This window comes from Edaphosphingomonas laterariae (assembly GCF_900188165.1).
Classification (GTDB): Bacteria; Pseudomonadota; Alphaproteobacteria; order Sphingomonadales; family Sphingomonadaceae; genus Sphingomonas_E; species Sphingomonas_E laterariae.
On record NZ_FZOS01000018.1, the window covers coordinates 26279 to 42086 of the forward strand.

The window sequence follows — 15808 nt, forward strand, 5'->3', positions numbered from 1 at the left end:
TATCCTGTCAGTCGCGGTGGCGGAGCGCTTCGATCTCGCGATCGAGCGAGACGCCGCGATTGGTGTCGGTGGCGATGCGTTCGAGCACGGCGACGCGTTCCTTGAGCGCCTTGATCTCGTCGCGCAGGCGATCGGCATCGGGATCGCGGACGGGGGCGCTGGCGGCTTCATCGTCGCGGCGATATTTGGCGCGGAGCACGCCCGCGATCGACACGATGAGGACGATCGCCACGACCATCGAGAACGGGTTGTCAAACATCGGTGAAGCCTCCCTGCGGGCTCAAATCGGTTTCAGTTGGCCGGACCGCGCAGCCCTTCGATCTCGCGATCGAGGCGGTAGCTGGCGTCGGTGACGATGCGTTCGACCGTGGCGAGACGATCCTTGATCGAGCCGAGTTCCGCGCGGAGCTGGGCGTTCTCGCCAGACAGCAGGCGGATGCGTTCGATCATTTCCTCGTCCGGCCCCTTGGGATAGACGGCCTGGCCCCAGGCGCCATCCAGCGGATAGCCGTTCTTGACCCTGAGCCAGGTGGTGATGACCCAGCCCACCACGCCGATCACGCCAAGCAGCGCGATCACGGGGACCAGTTCGATCAGAAATGCAACTTTTCCGGGTTCCATCCCTTGTTCCTCTCTATTGCCCGGCCGCGATCTTCGCCTTTTCGACGAACCGCAGGCCGGGTTCGATCAACGCAGATTCTCGATCTCGTCACTCAGGCGGGCCGCCTTGTCGGTGACGATGCGTTCGAGGACGGCGATCCGCTCCTCCAGCCGCAGCACCTGATCCTTCAGCCGGCCGTTTTCGCTGGCCAGAAGCTCGATCTTGCGATCGGTATCCGGCCCGCTGCCCTTGTGGACCATGCCGCCGAATTCACCTTCGACCGGATAGCCATGCTTGGCGCGGATCCAGGTGCTGATCAGCCAGCCGCCATAGCAGACCGCGATGATGGCGATGACGGCGATCGGAGAACCCCAGTTCATCTCTCTTCTCCCATCAGGCCCGGCGATCAGCGCAGGCTGTCAATCTCGTCGGCGAGCCGGCGATTATGGCTGGTGACGTAGATTTCGACGTCGGCGAGGCGGCGATCGATATCGCGGAAGCGGCTGCGGACATCGCGGACCGAGGCCGACGGCTTGGCGCGGACGCCCTGCCAGAACTTCGCTTCTTCGGGGTCGTCGTTGAATTCGCGCGGCTTGTTGGTCGCGGCCCAGCCGATGACCAGATAGGCCAGCGGCCCGATCGGCCCCATCGCGAAGATGGTGAGCAGAACCACGCCGATACGGACGAGCAGCACGTCGACCCCGGTATAATCGGCGATGCCGGAGCACACGCCCATCAACTTGCCGTTGCGCTTGTCGAGATAGAATTTGGTGCGGCGAGCGGACATTGGTCTTTCCCTCCTGTTGGCAGCCAGCTCAGCGGCGATCGCTGCGGCGCCAGTTTTCGATACGCTCGGGTTCGTCGACCCGGCGAAAGCTTGCATCGCGATCCCGCTCGCCAAGCTGGTCGGGGCGGAAATCGGGATTGTCGGCGGCGATGATGCGTTCGATCGAACGGAGCCGATCATCGAGCCGGCGGGCGGTGTCGTGGAGTTCGTCGAGGAGGTTTTCGTCCTCGACCGTCAGGCTGCTCGAACGCTTCCACTGAGTGACATAATGGAAGATCACCCAGGGCAGGCCGATGAACAGCATGCCCACGATCACGATCGGAAGGAGCACGTCTTCCATCATCGGATCAGCCCTCCTGCTTGCCGGCGGCCTTCGCCTTCAGCGCCGCCAGTTCGGCTTCAACCTTTTCGGAAGAGCGCAGTTCGGCGATCTCTTCCTCCAGGCTCTTGGGCGTGGCGCCCAGGCCGGCGGCTTCGGCGCGGCCTTCCGCCCAGTCGACGCGGCGTTCCAGCATGTCGAAACGGCTGAACGCTTCGTCCATCTTCGGGCCGGCATAGATTTCGCGCATGCGCAGCCGGTTGTTGGCGCTTTCCATGCGGGCGACGATCGAATTCTGCCGGGCGCGCGCTTCGCGCAGCTTGCCCTGGAGCTTGGCGATATCGGCTTCGGACGCCTTCAGGCTTTCGTCAAGCACGTTGATCTCGTCGGCCAGCTGTTCGCCCAGATCGGCCGCCTTCTGCTTTTCGACGAGCGCCGCCTTGGCAAGGTCCTCGCGGCCCTTGGACAGCGCCAGCTCGGCCTTTTCGACCCAGCTCGCCTGCACATTTTCCAGCTTGGCGATCTGGCGGCGCATCTCCTTCTGATCGGCGATGCTGCGCGCCGCAGACGCGCGGACCTCGACCAGCGTCTCCTCCATCTCGAGGATGATCATGCGGATCATCTTCGCCGGGTCTTCCGCCTTATCAAGAAGATCGGTGACGTTGGCGGCGATGATGTCCCGGGTGCGGGAGAAGATACCCATGGTCGTTACTCCTTCAGAACTTCTTCACGTGGCGGCCGGGGCGGATCTAAGGGAAATCCGCCCCGGCCTGGTTGACGCCGTTCAGCCGATCGGCAGCGCGGCGGTCTCGACGTCCTTGGCCTTGCGCGGCGCCGCGGCGAGCCGTTCGGCAAGCTGGCGTTCGCGGGCCGCATAATGCGGGTTGGCGGCGGTGCCGAAGTGGACTTCCATGTTCACCGTCTGCGCCTGGCCACGCAGGCCTTCGGGGAAGGCCGGATACGCGATGGCGTTGGCGACGCGGACCGCTTCGCGATCGATCGAGCCATTGCCGCTCGACCGGGCGACGCTGGCGCCGGTGAATGCGCCGGCGGCGTCGAAGCTGATCTGGACCCGCGCCGTGGCCGCGTCACCCCGGAAGGTGGACGGTGCCCGCAGCTCGGCGTCGATCTGCTGGCTGACATCCAGCGCCCAGTCGCTGATCGTGAGCGGGGCATTGGCTTCGGCCGCACGGGCCGGGCCAACCGCGCCCATCACGCAAGCGGCGGAGAGCAGAAGCGCGCCGGCCGAAGAGACCGCGATGCGCTGGAAATCGATGGTGTCGAACTTCAGCATAACTACCTCCCTGAACCTGTTCCCTGAACCTTGCGCCCGGCTTGTTGCCGAGCTTGTCCTGTTCATTGCAGGAGGCGTGCCAAGTGGAAAAATCGCCGGAAAACCGCCAATTTTTCTGAATGGCGGAGCGATTGGCATGATTGTCTGTTGCCAAATGTTGGGAAAATGCGCCAACTGTAAGTAGGAAGATTTCCCCGGTCGTCGTTCGCGCCCTCGCGGCCTCGACGATCGGGGGCAGGAGGCGGCAACGGATGGATCGCGACAACCAGTTTATCGGCCAGTCGCTGGCGTTCCTCGATTCCGTCGAGCGGGCGAGCCGGGCGGCGGGGCTCAACCGGCCGGTGCTGGTGATCGGCGAGCGCGGCACGGGCAAGGAACTGGTGGCCGAACGCCTCCACCGCCTCAGCCCGCGATGGAGCGGCCCGCTGGTGACGCTGAACTGCGCCGCGCTGCCCGAAACGCTGATCGAGGCCGAATTGTTCGGCCATGAGGCGGGCGCCTTCACCGGCGCGACCAAGGCACGCGCCGGCCGCTTCGAGGAGGCGGATGGCGGCACGCTGTTCCTGGACGAGCTGGCGACGATGTCCGCCGGCGCGCAGGAGCGGCTGTTGCGCGCGGTGGAATATGGCGAGGTGACGCGGATCGGATCGAGCCGGCCGGTGCGCGTCGACGTGCGCATCGTCGCGGCGACCAACGAACATCTGCCGACATTGGTGGAGGAGGGGCGGTTCCGCGCCGACCTGCTCGACCGGCTGAGCTTCGAGGTGGTGACGCTGCCGCCGCTGCGCGTGCGCGAAGGCGACGTGCCGGTGCTGGCCGATCATTTCGGCCGGCGGATGGCGGCCGAGCTGGACTGGCCGTTCTGGCCCGGTTTCGGCGTGGCGGCCAGCGAGGCGCTGTTGACGCATGACTGGCCGGGCAATGTGCGCGAACTGCGCAACGTGGTCGAACGCGCGGTCTATCGCTGGGACGATCCCGACCGGCCGGTGGATGCCATCCAGTTCGATCCGTTCGATTCGCCCTGGCAGCCCAAGGGATCGGCGGCCAAGCGGCAGGCGGAGGCGGCGGTGCCGCATGTCATGGTCGCCCCCGCGCCGGCGGCGGCGTCATCCGCTACGATCGCGCTCGATTGCGACGATTTCCGCGCCGCCTGCGACGCGCATGAAAAGGCGCTGCTGGAAGCCGCGCTCCGCCGCTGCCGCTACAATCAGCGGGCGACGGCGGCGCAGCTGAAGCTGAGCTACGATCAGCTGCGCCACGCACTGCGCCGCCACGACCTGATCGACCGCAAAAGCGACTGAACGCCCTTCATGCTGGCATGGCGTGCTGGCATGGCGAAATGTGCGACGGGCAGCGGATGGCGGATTATGTCGGCCGCTATATCCGGGGTGGGGATGGCGCCCGCGCGGCCTGATCCGCGATCGAAAAATCTTGTCAGCTCATGAAGATTTTCAGTGGGACGAATCCGCCGGGGGTTCGTTACAGGGCCAGTGCGTCACACCCTCCGGAGGTATCAATGGCTTTCATTCTTCCCCCCCTGCCGTATGCCAAGGACGCGCTCGTCCCCCATATGTCGGCCGAGACGTTCGATTATCACCATGGCAAGCATCACAATGCCTATGTCGAAAAGGTCAACGGCTGGATCGACGAAAAGGGCCTCGCAGGGCTGTCGCTGATCGACGTCACCAAGAAGGCGAAGGACACGGGCGACAAGGGGCTGTTCAACAACGCCGCGCAGGTCTGGAACCACACCTTCTTCTGGAACGGCCTCGCGCCGGCCGGTTCGACCAAGCCGTCGGACAAGCTGCAGGGCCTGATCGACGCGGGCTTCGGTTCGACCGACGCGCTGATCGAGAAGCTGGCGGCGGAGGCCGTGGGCCATTTCGCCAGCGGCTGGGCCTGGCTGCTGCTGAAGGGCGACAAGCTGGTCGTCACGTCCTACCACGATGCCGACACGCCGATCGTGCATGACGATGGCGTGCCGCTGCTCACGCTCGACGTGTGGGAACATGCTTATTACATCGACTATCGCAACGCGCGGCCGAAGTTCGCCGATACGGTGCTCAAGAACATCGTGAACTGGGACTTCGTGTCGCAGAACCTGGACGGGCAGGGCGCCAGCCGCGCCGACCAGCAGCAGTAAGACTGCGGATTAACGCCCGATAACAGGGCGATAAAGCACGCGTTCAGTCCACTTCTCCCAATCCTGCCAACGGACTTGAGGAGAAGTGGACATGCGTAAACTGATGATCGCGATCGGCCTTGCCGCGGCCTTGCCGCGGCCTTGCCGGCGGCCGCCACCATCGCCCCCACCGCGGCTGCCGCCCATGGCTGGAACGACCGCCACGACGCGCGATCGGATTATCGTCGCGATGTCCGCGATGCCCGCCGGGATTATGAGCGCGCGTTGCGCCGTGCCGACAATCGCCGCGAAGTCGCCCAGGCGCGCCGCGCCTATCAGCGTGATCTGCGCGAGGCGCGCCGCGATTATCACCGTGATGGCCGCTACGACCGTTATGGCCATGACCGGCGCGATTATCGCAACGGCTGGTAAGCGGGGCTGAACCGCGCCCGCCGGTCGATCAGCCTTGCGGCGGCACCGGCGGGTTATCGGTTTCGGGAATGGCGAGGCCGTGCTTCATCAGCATCGGCAGCTGGGCGATGCCGAAGATGATCGAAACGATGGTGAGCCCCCAGGTCTTGATCGTCAGCCATTCGCCGAACGACACGGTGTAGCGCAGCACCTCGTTCGCCGCCGCCATGGCGAGGAAGAACCACGCCCAGTTGCGCGACAGCTTGAGCCAGCCGGTTTCGGACAGCCCGTCATAGGCGGCTTCGAGCACATATTTGAGCATCGGCTTGCCGCGCCACAGCCCGACGAACAGCAGCCCGGCAAGCCCGGTATAGATGATCGTCGGCTTGATCTGGATGAAGCGTTCGTCGTGCAGATAGATGGTCAGGCCGCCAAAGCCGATCACCAGCACCGCCGTAAGCCACAGCATCGGCGAGACATGGCCGAGCTTGATCTTCGACACGAGCAGGGCTGCGAGGATCGCGACCATGAACACGCCCGTGCCGATGAACACGCCGTAGAATTTATAGGCGAGGAAGAAGATCAGCAGCGGCCCGAAATCGAGCGCGAGGCCGAGACCGCCGGCGGCTTTCTTCTTGGTCGGTTGAGCCGTCACGTCGGTCATTTCTTGGCACCCGCTATCGCCCGCGCGACTTCCACCGCGTCGAACGGCCTGAGATCATCCAGCCCTTCGCCCACGCCGATCGCGTGGACGGGCAGGCCATATTTTTCCGCCGCCGCGACGAGCACGCCGCCGCGCGCCGTGCCGTCGAGCTTCGTCATCACCAGCCCCGTGACGCCCGCCGTATCGCGGAACACCTCGATCTGGTTGAGCGCGTTCTGGCCCGTCGTCGCATCGAGCACGAGAACAACGTCGTGCGGCGCCGCCGGGTTCAATCGTCCCAACACCCGCCTGATCTTGGACAATTCGTCCATCAGGCCAGCCTTGTTCTGCAAACGACCGGCCGTATCGACGATCAGCACGTCGATGCCGGTGGCGGTGCCCTGCTTGACGCCTTCGAACACCAGGCTGGCGGCGTCGCCGCCTTCCTTGCCGGATATGATCGGCACGCCGATGCGGTCCGCCCATACCTTGAGCTGGCCGATGGCGGCGGCGCGGAACGTATCGCCCGCGACCAGCATCACCGAATAATCCTGCTCCTGCAGATAATGGGCGAGCTTGGCGATGGTGGTCGTCTTGCCCGATCCGTTGACGCCGATGACGAGGATCACCTGCGGCCGGGGAAAGGCCTCGATCTCCAGCGGCTTGGCGACGGGGGCGAGGATCTTCGCGACTTCCTGCGCAACGATTTCGCGGACTTCGGCTTCGTCGAGGCCCTTGTCGTAGCGTTCGTCGGCCAGCCGTTCGCGGACCCGCGATGCGGTGGCCGGGCCGAGATCGGAGGCGATCAACGCCTCCTCGATCTCGTCGAGCGTCGCCTTGTCGAGCGCGGCCTTGGTGAACAGGCCGGTGAGATTCTCGCCCAGCTTGTCGGACGTGCGGCGGAAGCCGCCGAGAATCTTTTGATGCCAGGGGGTGTCGGTCATGCGGGTTCCGCGATGAGGGTGTCATGATCCCGCGCCGCGACGCGGACGGGGAGGATGCGGTTGGCGAGGGCGCCTGCCGACTTTGCTTCGGAAAGGCGCACCCGCGCGAAATTTTCGGCGTGGCCGGTCTTGCCGTCGCGTTCGACCAGCACGCGCTGGATGGTGCCGATCTGCGTCTCGAGCCACGCGGCGCGGCGGGCTTCGGCGGCTTCGCGCAGGCTCTTGGCCCGCGCGCGGATCACCTCGCGATCGAGCTGCGGCATGCGCGCGGCGGGCGTGCCGGCGCGGGGCGAGAAGGGGAAGATATGGCCGAACACCACGTCGCAATCGTCGATCAGCGCGCGGGTGTTGGCGGCCATGGCTTCGTCCTCGGTGGGGAAGCCGGCGATAAGATCGGCACCGATGGCGATCTCCGGCCGCTTCGCCTTCAGCCGTTCGACCATGGCGACGGCCTGCGCGCGGCTGTGGCGGCGCTTCATCCGCTTGAGGATCATGTCGTCGCCCGCCTGCAGCGACAGGTGGACGTGCGGCATCAGCCGCGCCTCGCCAGTCAGCAGGTCGAACAGCCGGTCGTCGATCTCGATCGAATCGAGCGAGGAGAGGCGCAAACGCCCGAGCGTGGGCACATGGGCGAGGATGCGTTCGACCAACCGGCCCAGCGTCGGTTCGCCGGGAAGATCGGGGCCGTAGCTGGTCAGGTCCACGCCCGTCAGCACCACTTCGCGATGGCCGGCATCGACCAGCGCCTGGATGCGATCGATGACGATGCCTGCGGGCAGCGAACGGCTGTTCCCCCGGCCATAAGGGATCACGCAGAAGGTGCAGCGATGATCGCAGCCATTCTGCACCTCGACAAAGGCGCGGGCATGTTCGGCGAAGGCGGCGGCCATGTGCGGCGCCGTCTGCCGGACGGCGAAGATGTCGGACACGCGGACGTCGGCCGCGTCCGTGATCCCGGCCACTGGGAAGTGGAACGATCCGGGGTTGAGCTTTTCGGTGTTGCCGACCACCCGGCTCACTTCGGGCATGGCGGCGAAGCTTTCGGGTTCGATCTGCGCGGCGCAGCCGGTGACGACGATCCGCGCGTCGGGCCGGGCGCGGTGGGCGCGGCGGATGGCCTTGCGGGTTTCGCGCACCGCTTCCGCCGTCACCGCGCAGCTGTTGACGATGACGAGATCATCCGCGTCGCCGGCGAGGCCGCGCATGGCTTCGCTTTCGGCGATGTTGAGCCGGCAGCCGAGCGTGATGAGCTCGGGCCCGCTCAAAGGGCGGCCTCTCCGGCAAAGACGTGGGTGGCCGGGCCGCTCATCAGCAATTGCCCGTCCGGCCCCTCGGCCAGATGCAGCGTGCCGCCGGGCAGATCCAGCCGGCACGACGGCGCGAGCAGGCCGAGCTTGCGGCCGGCCGCGAAGGTGGCGCAGGCGCCGGTGCCGCAGGCGCGGGTAAGGCCGGCGCCGCGTTCCCATGTCCGCATCACGAGATGATCGGGCGCAAGGACATGGGCGATGTTGACGTTGGTCCGTTCGGGAAAGACGAGATCATATTCGATGTCCGGCCCCAGCGCCTCCAGCGGCACCGCGTCGACATCGGGCACGAAGAATACAAGGTGCGGGTTGCCGACATTGACGGCGACTGGATTGGCCAGTTCCCCCCAGGCCAGCGGCAGCGGCTGCGTGTCCATCGCATAAGCGATCGGGATTTCGTTCCACTGGAAACGCGGCTGCCCCATGTCCACCGTGGCGCCGTCACCCTCGCGCGCGGCGTGGAGCACGCCGGCCGCCGTGCGGATCGAAACGTCGCGGCCGACCAGCACCGGCACGCAGCGCGTGGCGTTCCCGCAGGCCGCGACTTCGGACCCGTCGGAATTCCAGATGCGCATCGACACATCGGTGTCGTCGCCCGGGCCGATCAGGATGATCTGATCGCAGCCGATGCCGGTGTGGCGATCGGCAATGGCGCGGGCGCGGTCGGCGTCCATCGCGACGGGGGCTTCGCGCGCGTCGACCACGACAAAATCATTGCCGAGTCCGTGCATTTTGTGGAAGCGGAGTGCCATGGCCCGCGATCTAGGCAAGCAGGCGCCGGAAGTCCACCGACAGGCGCTTAACGAACAGGCTGAGGCCGTACTTTCCTTCTGGCTGGGCGAGGTGCCGCCCGAGCGGCGCTTCGCCAAAGATGACGCGCTGGATGCGGAGATCGCGCGTCGCTTCGGCCCGTGGATCGCCGAGGTGGCGGCCTGCCATGGCGCGGGCTGGCGGGCGGCGCCGCGCACGTTGCTGGCGGCGGTGGTCCTGCTCGATCAGTTTTCGCGCAATATCCGGCGGGGGCGGGCGGATGCCTTCGCCAACGATCCGCTCGCCCGCGCGTTGACCGGCGAGGCGATCGCCAAGGGCTGGGACAAGGCGATGGACGAAACCGAACGCCAGTTCCTCTATCTGCCGCTGATGCATTGCGAACGGCTGGACGATCAGATCCGATCGCTGCCGCTGTTCGCCGGCGTCAGCGATTTCGTGGCCGATTTCGCCCGCCGCCACTGCGCCCAGATCGCAACCTTCGGCCGCTTCCCCGGCCGCAACGCCGCACTGGGCCGCGCGACGACGGCAGCGGAAGCGAAGCTGCTGGCCGAGCCGGGGGCGGGGTTCTGAGGGGAAGGTGCCGTTCAATAGCAGGATCAATCCGGCGAGATCTTGACGCGACTTGACCGCTTGGCCATGCGATCAATGCTTCGATTTAGTGGTGTTGATCGATCAGGCGATGGTTCGAGCCTTGCTCCCGGCGTGTGTCCTGCTATAGACCCCGCCGACCGGCGGTCCCTGCGGGCGTGGCGGAACTGGTAGACGCGCTGGATTTAGGTTCCAGTATCGCAAGATGTGGGGGTTCGAGTCCCTTCGCCCGCACCAGTCCGCGCCATGGCGCGCGGGTGGACGCCAAAAAAATTCAACCCGGAAGGCTCTGGAAGAAACCCGATGCAGACTGTCGAGACTTTGAACGAGGGGCTGAAGCGCGCCTACACGCTGACCATTTCGGCCAAGGACATTCTCGCGCGCGTCGACGCCGAGGTGAAGCAGGTCGCCCCGCAGATCCGCATGCCCGGCTTCCGCCCCGGCAAGGTGCCCGCCAACCTCGTCAAGAAGATGCATGGCCCGCAGCTTGAGCAGGAAGCCCTGAACAAGGCCGTTCAGGAAGGCGTCCAGTCGCTCCTCGCCGAGCAGAAGCTGCGCCCGGCGATGCAGCCGGCCGTCGAGCTGAGCGAAGGCTATGCCGCCGGCAAGGACGCCGAGGTGAAGGTGAGCCTCGAAGTGCTGCCCGACGTGCCGACCCCGGCGATCGAAGGCCTGACGCTCGAGCGCCTGACCGTCGAGCCGACCGACGCCGAAATCGACACCGCCGTGGAGCGTATCGCTTCGCAGCAGAAGAGCTTCGATCCCGCCGCCGAGGGCCACCCGGCCGTCGAGGGCGACCAGGTGATCATGAACTTCGCCGGCTCGGTCGACGGCGTCGCCTTCGAAGGCGGCACCGGCGAAGCGATGTCGATCGAGATCGGTTCGGGCCGCCTGATCCCGGGCTTCGAGGACCAGCTGGTCGGCGCCAAGGTGGGCGAGGCCCGCAAGGTCAACGTGACCTTCCCGGAAGATTATCCGGTGCCGACGCTGAAGGGCAAGGACGCGCTGTTCGAGGTGGAAGTGACCGCGATCAACACGCCGAAGGACACCGTGGCCGACGACGAGTTCGCCAAGGCGCTCGGCCTGGAAGGCATCGAACAGCTCCGCGGTCTGCTCAAGGGCCAGATCGAGCAGGAACTGAACGGCCTGACCCGCACCCACATGAAGCGCAAGCTGCTCGATCAGCTGGCCGCTGCCCATGATTTCCCGGTGCCGCCGACGATGGTGGAAGCCGAGTTCGGCCAGATCTGGGCGCAGCTTGAGCATGAAGCGAGCCACGAGGCCGATCCCGAGGCCGCCCGCGCCGAGATGGAAAAGGACCGCGACGATTATCAGAAGATCGCCGAGCGCCGCGTGCGCCTGGGCCTTCTGCTTTCGGAAATCGGCCAGCAGAACGGCGTCGAGGTGAGCCAGCAGGAAATGCAGCGCCTCGTGCTGCAGGCCGCGCAGCAGTATAACCCGAAGGACCGCGAGCGCTTCATCCAGTACGTCCAGCAGGATCCGATGGCGGCCGCCCAGCTGCGCGCCCCGCTGTATGAGGACAAGGTTGTCGACTTCCTGTTCGACAAGGCCGAGATCAGCGATCGCGGCGTGACCCGCGAGGAACTGGAAGCGGCGATCGAAGCCGAGGACGACAGCATCGGCGGCGGCCACGTCCATGGCCCGGGCTGCGGCCATGACCACCATGATCACGACCATGATCATGCCGAAAAGCCCAAGGCGAAGAAGGCGCCCGCCAAGAAGGCGGCTGCCAAGGACGCCGAGCCGGCCGAGGACGTGACCGAGGACAAGCCGAAGAAGGCCCCGGCCAAGAAGGCGGCGGCCAAGAAGGCCGATGCCCCGGCCGAAGACGCCGCCGCGGAAGCACCGGCCAAGCCGAAGAAGGCGCCGGCCAAGAAGAAGGCCGCCGAATAATCGGCCGATCGCGAGATTGAACGGAAAGGGGGGCGCTGCGGCGTCCCCCTTTTTGTTTGGGGCGCGTCGGCGGGTATGCGCCGCTGTCCCGGCGGCGCCAGGCCGGAACTGGGGCAACGCCCTCGCGGCGGTCGCGTGAGCCTATCGCGATGAACGAACCCGGCCGGGCCTCAGCAGGCAAGCGGCGGGTAGGCGGTCCGCGCTGACGGTAGCGGCTCGCGCTATCGCGCCACGATCTTCCGGGCGCCGGGCGCGCCTCTCACGCGTCTCCAATGGCGCGGGGCAGGCAGAGGTTTACGTGTTCACGCCCTCGTGCGAACGCTCCATCGCGCGCTTATAGGCGTCCCGGCCCATGGCGCGGGCGAGATAGGCCTGTTCGGCGTCGCCGAGGGTGATGCCGCAATTTCGTTGGGCGAGGTTCAGGGCATAGGCGACTGAAATGTCAGCGGCAGTAAAGGCATCGCCCGCCAGGTAGGGCGCGTTGGCAAGGCGCCGGCTAACCAGCGTCAGCCGCTTCTGGAACGACTGCAGGCACCAGGTCGCGCCCCAATTGTCCCGCTCGGCCTCGGGCGCGATGAAGCGGCTGACGAGCACGGGCATCATCAGGGTCGCGAGGCCCGCTTCACCCAGGTGCAGGAACTGTTGATAGGCGGCAAAGTTCGGGTCGTGCGGCGCGGGTGCCAGCGGCGTCGGCCCGTAACGCGCCATCAGATATTCCATGATTGCGATCGACTCGACCATGGTGACGTCGCCGTCCTCGATCGCCGGGATATAGTCGGCGGGGTTGATCGTCAGGAACTCAGGTTCCCGCTCGGCAGCCAGCATGTCCACCTGCCGCAGCCGGTAGGGCAGGCCCATCTCCTCCAGCACCCAGACGACCCGGATCGATCGGGATGTCTGTCCGCCCCACACGGTTATCATCCGCCGGCCCTTTCCTGATGCGACAGCGGGTCGATCCTAGCAAATCTTATAAGGCCCGGTTTGAAAATCCGGCGGTTGCCGGATTGCGGCGCGACGGCGGAGAGCGGTCGGTCCGGTATCGGATCGCTGACGGTCGGCAATCAGGCTGCCCGGTAGGGGGCGAAAAGACAGGAAAGTCGGCGCAAGCGGTCTATCTTTGTCTCGTCACCCCGGACTTGTTGCGGCGTCCACCGTCACGCAGGCGATGCCGCCAGCGGCTCCAACCTGAAAGACACCGCCAGGTCACTCCATGGCGGATTGTCCCGCTCGATCATCAATGGCGATGTGTGCTGAACGCTGGACCCCGGAACAAGTCCGGGGTGACGAAGGTGGACGTTCAGTAGACGACGACCGCAAAGTGCGAGTGTCCCGACAAAGGCAGCCATCGTTGGCCGATGGCCGATACCTGCCTGTCCGGTGTCAGAGAGCTGACGGTCTGGAAACCGGAGGCCCGGCCCTGCCGCTGGATGACAGCAAAGTCGGGGGAAGCGGACAGTCAGCTTTTGGGTGGCATCACGCGAAAGCAGGCATCCGGCTGGCTAAGCGACTCTAAGCGTAAACAGCGCGTTTTTGGTTCAAGGTGCCGCTTCCTGTGCAGCATCGATAAGCAGCACTTTCTCGAAAGGCCCTGTCGGGAAGCTGCCTGAGCAGCGGAGCGAACCAGTCACAATTCTGGCCGACACAAGTAAAGGGGTGCCGAAATCCGCGACAGGCTTACCCTTCTTGAACACGAACGGGAGAAACCCGAGCTGACTTCTCGTAGGGAACTTGCTTTCTGCGGCCACTACGAAATGGTCGGGAAAGTGCTCGTCACCATATTCGAGGCTGCCTCGTATACTCATTGGAGGGCCGACCTTCGCATCGGTCCACTGGCAGTTTCCAGTCAGCGTCATCGGATTTTCATATGACGCTAGCAATGCCGAGGTCTTTGCGTCCGGTTCCCCGGTGCACGCGGCCGCCAGAAGCACCGCAACAATTATGCTCTTCCGCCACCGCCCCATCGATTTGTTCCCGTTCACGCCCATCGCCATTGTCTGCTTCGCGACGGAGCAAACAACAAGACCTATGCGGGTGACGACCGACATCGGGGCGGCACGGGCATTTTTGAACGTATGACGGGTTTCAAGCCGTTGCTTCGATCTGTCGGATGTCCGCAATGTCGCGTGTCCTGACAGGCGGGAATTTTCCGTCGATGACCGATACCTGCCTGTCCGGTCTCGGAGAGCTGAGCGTCAGCAATCGGGATGCCTGTCGCCGCAATCGAAGGGCAGGAAATCGGGAAAAAAGGGACACACCCAAAAACGTCATGCCAGCGAAGGCTGGCATCGCTGGCGGTTACAGGATGCGTTCGAACAGATCATCCCATTGAGGATTGGCGGTCTCGATCAACCGGATTTTCCATGCGCGTTGCCACGCCTTCAGAGCCTTTTCGCGGGTGATGGCTTCGACGATGCTGTCATGCGGCTCGACCAGGACCAGCCGATCCAGGCCTTATTTCCGGCAGAAGGCCGAACCCGCACCTCTGCGATGCTGCATCACGCGCGCGACGAGATCGGTGGTGACACCGATATAGAGAACGCCGTTCGGCTTGTTCGTAAGGATATAGGCCCAACCGCCCCTGCGCATGCGGCGACGCTACACCAGCCCCGATACGATGCCAGCCTTCGCTGGCATGACGTATATGAACGAGCGTCCGCTATGTCGCAGTCCTGACCGTCAGGTTTAAGGCGGAAACATCGACAGCGGACCTGATCCGCATCGGTCCATCGTCCACGCGGCCTCGACTTCGCGGGCGTGCGGCGGCAAACAGGCGCGGATCGTTAGCATGTCGGGGGAAGGGCCGCCGTGATCGTGGTTGAGGAGCCGGTCGTCGGCGATGTGCCCCGCCGGCGGCGGCTGGCCGGCCAGCTTTATGTGCAGGTGCTTGTCGCCATCGCGGCGGGCATCCTGATCGGCCATTTCTGGCCCGATGTCGGCGCCGCGCTGAAGCCGCTGGGCGATGCCTTCATCAAGCTGGTGAAGATGATCATCGCGCCGGTGATCTTCCTCACCATCGTCACCGGCATCGCGGGCATGAAGGAACTGGGCGTGGTCGGCCGCGTCGCGTTGAAGGCCTTCGCTTATTTCCTCACCTTCTCCACGCTCGCCCTGATCGTCGGGCTGATCATCGCCAATGTCGTCCAGCCCGGCGCGGGGATGAATATCGATCCCGCCACGCTGGAAGGCGGCAAGGTCGCCGAATATGCGCAGAAGGCGCATGAACAGTCGCTCACCGGCTTCCTCCTCCACATCATCCCCGATACCTTTCTCGGCGCGCTGGCCGGCGGCGAAATCCTGCAGGTGCTGTTCGTCGCCATCCTGTTCGGCATCTCGCTCACCATGCTGGGCGGTCGCGCGCAGCCCGTGGTCGATCTGCTCGAAACCGTGGCGCATGCGGTGTTCCGGCTGGTCGGCATCCTGATGCGCGCGGCGCCGATCGGCGCGTTCGGGGCGATGGCCTTCACCATCGGCAAATATGGCTTGGCCAGCCTCGCCAATCTGATCCTGCTGGTCGCGACCTTCTACCTCACCTCGATCCTGTTCGTGCTCGTCGTGCTGGGGGCGGTGGCCTGGTATAACGGTTTCTCGATCCTGCGGCTGATCGCCTATCTCAAGGCGGAACTGCTGCTCGTGCTCGGCACGTCCTCGTCCGAAAGCGCGCTGCCCGCGCTGATCCAGAAGATGGAAGTGGCGGGCTGCCCCAAGGCGGTGGTCGGGCTGGTCGTGCCCACCGGCTATTCGTTCAACCTCGATGGCACCAATATCTACATGACGCTCGCGGCCCTGTTCATCGCGCAGGCGACGGGCATCCAACTGTCGCTGCAGGAACAGCTGTTGCTGCTGGCGGTGGCGATGCTGTCGTCCAAGGGCGCGGCCGGCGTCACCGGATCGGGCTTCATCACGCTGGCGGCCACGCTGTCGGTCGTCCCCTCGGTGCCGGTGGCGGGCATGGCGCTGATCCTCGGCGTCGATCGGTTCATGAGCGAATGCCGCAGCCTCACCAACTTCATCGGCAATGCGGTGGCGACGATCGTCGTCTCGCGCTGGGAAGGGGGGTTGGACAAGGCGGCGCTCGATGCCGCGCTCGATGGCCGCCCGCGCGAGGATTGA

The 15808-nt window shown here is 65.4% G+C and carries 19 protein-coding genes, 1 tRNA gene and 1 pseudogene; 7 read left to right on the plus strand and 14 right to left on the minus strand.

The genetic code is table 11. The features are described 5' to 3' along the window. Window positions 1–7 precede the first annotated feature (7 nt). The 7 genes from CHB74_RS14665 to CHB74_RS14695 all read right to left on the minus strand — a co-directional run bounded on the left by CHB74_RS14665 (window position 8) and on the right by CHB74_RS14695 (window position 3001). Window positions 8–259: a hypothetical protein gene (locus CHB74_RS14665; protein WP_089220384.1), complete on the minus strand. Its 252-nt coding sequence runs from the start codon at window positions 257–259 to the stop codon at window positions 8–10. Window positions 260–291: 32 nt separating this feature from the next. Beyond that, window positions 292–621: a hypothetical protein gene (locus CHB74_RS14670; protein WP_089220385.1), complete on the minus strand. Its 330-nt coding sequence runs from the start codon at window positions 619–621 to the stop codon at window positions 292–294. Window positions 622–687: 66 nt separating this feature from the next. Continuing rightward, window positions 688–981 carry a hypothetical protein gene (locus tag CHB74_RS14675; RefSeq protein WP_089220386.1) on the minus strand — a complete coding sequence of 98 codons (294 nt, stop codon included), beginning with the start codon at window positions 979–981 and terminating at the stop codon, window positions 688–690. A gap of 26 nt (window positions 982–1007) precedes the next feature. Then, a complete protein-coding gene (pspC, locus tag CHB74_RS14680) occupies window positions 1008–1388 on the minus strand; it encodes an envelope stress response membrane protein PspC (RefSeq protein ID WP_089220387.1) in 381 nt (126 codons plus the stop codon). 28 nt (window positions 1389–1416) lie between these two features. Further along, on the minus strand, window positions 1417–1728 hold the full coding sequence (pspB, locus tag CHB74_RS14685) for an envelope stress response membrane protein PspB (protein WP_089220432.1): 312 nt from the start codon (window positions 1726–1728) through the stop codon (window positions 1417–1419). A 7-nt stretch (window positions 1729–1735) separates the two neighbouring features. Then, the gene (gene pspA, locus CHB74_RS14690) at window positions 1736–2410 is read right to left on the minus strand and encodes a phage shock protein PspA (protein WP_089220388.1); all 675 of its coding nucleotides are present in this window, start codon (window positions 2408–2410) and stop codon (window positions 1736–1738) included. An 81-nt stretch (window positions 2411–2491) separates the two neighbouring features. Continuing rightward, window positions 2492–3001 (minus strand): energy transducer TonB family protein, encoded by a 510-nt coding sequence (locus CHB74_RS14695; RefSeq protein ID WP_179220849.1) that lies wholly within the window; start codon window positions 2999–3001, stop codon window positions 2492–2494. 251 nt (window positions 3002–3252) lie between these two features. Here CHB74_RS14695 and pspF point away from each other — a divergent pair, with 251 nt between their 5' ends. The 3 genes from pspF (at window position 3253) to CHB74_RS14710 (ending at window position 5555) form a co-directional block, all read left to right on the plus strand. After that, the gene (gene pspF / locus CHB74_RS14700; RefSeq protein WP_089220390.1) at window positions 3253–4302 is read left to right on the plus strand and encodes a phage shock protein operon transcriptional activator; all 1050 of its coding nucleotides are present in this window, start codon (window positions 3253–3255) and stop codon (window positions 4300–4302) included. Between the two features lie 215 nt (window positions 4303–4517). Continuing rightward, window positions 4518–5144 (plus strand): superoxide dismutase, encoded by a 627-nt coding sequence (locus CHB74_RS14705; protein WP_089220391.1) that lies wholly within the window; start codon window positions 4518–4520, stop codon window positions 5142–5144. Window positions 5145–5285: 141 nt separating this feature from the next. Continuing rightward, window positions 5286–5555 (plus strand): hypothetical protein, encoded by a 270-nt coding sequence (locus CHB74_RS14710; RefSeq protein ID WP_089220392.1) that lies wholly within the window; start codon window positions 5286–5288, stop codon window positions 5553–5555. A gap of 28 nt (window positions 5556–5583) precedes the next feature. On the opposite strand, the gene ispZ is transcribed toward CHB74_RS14710, so the two are convergent. Genes ispZ through dapF form a run of 4 tightly spaced genes read right to left on the minus strand, consistent with a single transcriptional unit; the run spans window position 5584 to window position 9177 of the window. Next, window positions 5584–6198 (minus strand): septation protein IspZ, encoded by a 615-nt coding sequence (ispZ, locus tag CHB74_RS14715; RefSeq protein ID WP_089220393.1) that lies wholly within the window; start codon window positions 6196–6198, stop codon window positions 5584–5586. Next, a complete protein-coding gene (ftsY, locus tag CHB74_RS14720; RefSeq protein ID WP_089220394.1) occupies window positions 6195–7121 on the minus strand; it encodes a signal recognition particle-docking protein FtsY in 927 nt (308 codons plus the stop codon). The genes ispZ and ftsY overlap by 4 nt, the downstream gene beginning before the upstream one ends. After that, complete coding sequence (mtaB, locus tag CHB74_RS14725) at window positions 7118–8386, minus strand: tRNA (N(6)-L-threonylcarbamoyladenosine(37)-C(2))-methylthiotransferase MtaB (protein WP_089220395.1); 1269 nt, start codon at window positions 8384–8386, stop codon at window positions 7118–7120. Before mtaB ends, ftsY begins: the two co-directional genes overlap by 4 nt. Continuing rightward, on the minus strand, window positions 8383–9177 hold the full coding sequence (gene dapF / locus CHB74_RS14730) for a diaminopimelate epimerase (RefSeq protein WP_089220396.1): 795 nt from the start codon (window positions 9175–9177) through the stop codon (window positions 8383–8385). Before dapF ends, mtaB begins: the two co-directional genes overlap by 4 nt. Between dapF and CHB74_RS14735 the strand changes: the two genes are divergently transcribed. The 3 genes from CHB74_RS14735 (at window position 9176) to tig (ending at window position 11698) form a co-directional block, all read left to right on the plus strand. Then, window positions 9176–9766: a DUF924 family protein gene (locus CHB74_RS14735; RefSeq protein WP_089220397.1), complete on the plus strand. Its 591-nt coding sequence runs from the start codon at window positions 9176–9178 to the stop codon at window positions 9764–9766. The two genes, dapF and CHB74_RS14735, sit on opposite strands and share 2 nt — an antisense overlap. A 170-nt stretch (window positions 9767–9936) precedes the next feature. After that, a tRNA-Leu gene (locus CHB74_RS14740) sits at window positions 9937–10021 on the plus strand. Window positions 10022–10087: 66 nt separating this feature from the next. After that, window positions 10088–11698: a trigger factor gene (tig, locus tag CHB74_RS14745; RefSeq protein ID WP_089220398.1), complete on the plus strand. Its 1611-nt coding sequence runs from the start codon at window positions 10088–10090 to the stop codon at window positions 11696–11698. Window positions 11699–11992: 294 nt separating this feature from the next. Here tig and CHB74_RS14750 read toward each other — a convergent pair whose 3' ends face one another. From CHB74_RS14750 to CHB74_RS14760, 3 genes and pseudogenes are all read right to left on the minus strand, one after another. Continuing rightward, entirely contained in the window at window positions 11993–12619 is a 627-nt protein-coding gene (locus CHB74_RS14750; protein WP_089220399.1) for a glutathione S-transferase family protein, read from the minus strand. A 614-nt stretch (window positions 12620–13233) separates the two neighbouring features. Continuing rightward, complete coding sequence (locus CHB74_RS14755; RefSeq protein WP_089220400.1) at window positions 13234–13743, minus strand: hypothetical protein; 510 nt, start codon at window positions 13741–13743, stop codon at window positions 13234–13236. A gap of 250 nt (window positions 13744–13993) precedes the next feature. Then, a pseudogene (locus CHB74_RS14760) lies at window positions 13994–14284 on the minus strand (GIY-YIG nuclease family protein). A 222-nt stretch (window positions 14285–14506) separates the two neighbouring features. On the opposite strand from CHB74_RS14760, the gene CHB74_RS14765 reads away from it, so the two are divergent. Further along, window positions 14507–15808, plus strand: a complete 1302-nt coding sequence (locus CHB74_RS14765) for a dicarboxylate/amino acid:cation symporter (protein ID WP_281253551.1) — start codon at window positions 14507–14509, stop codon at window positions 15806–15808.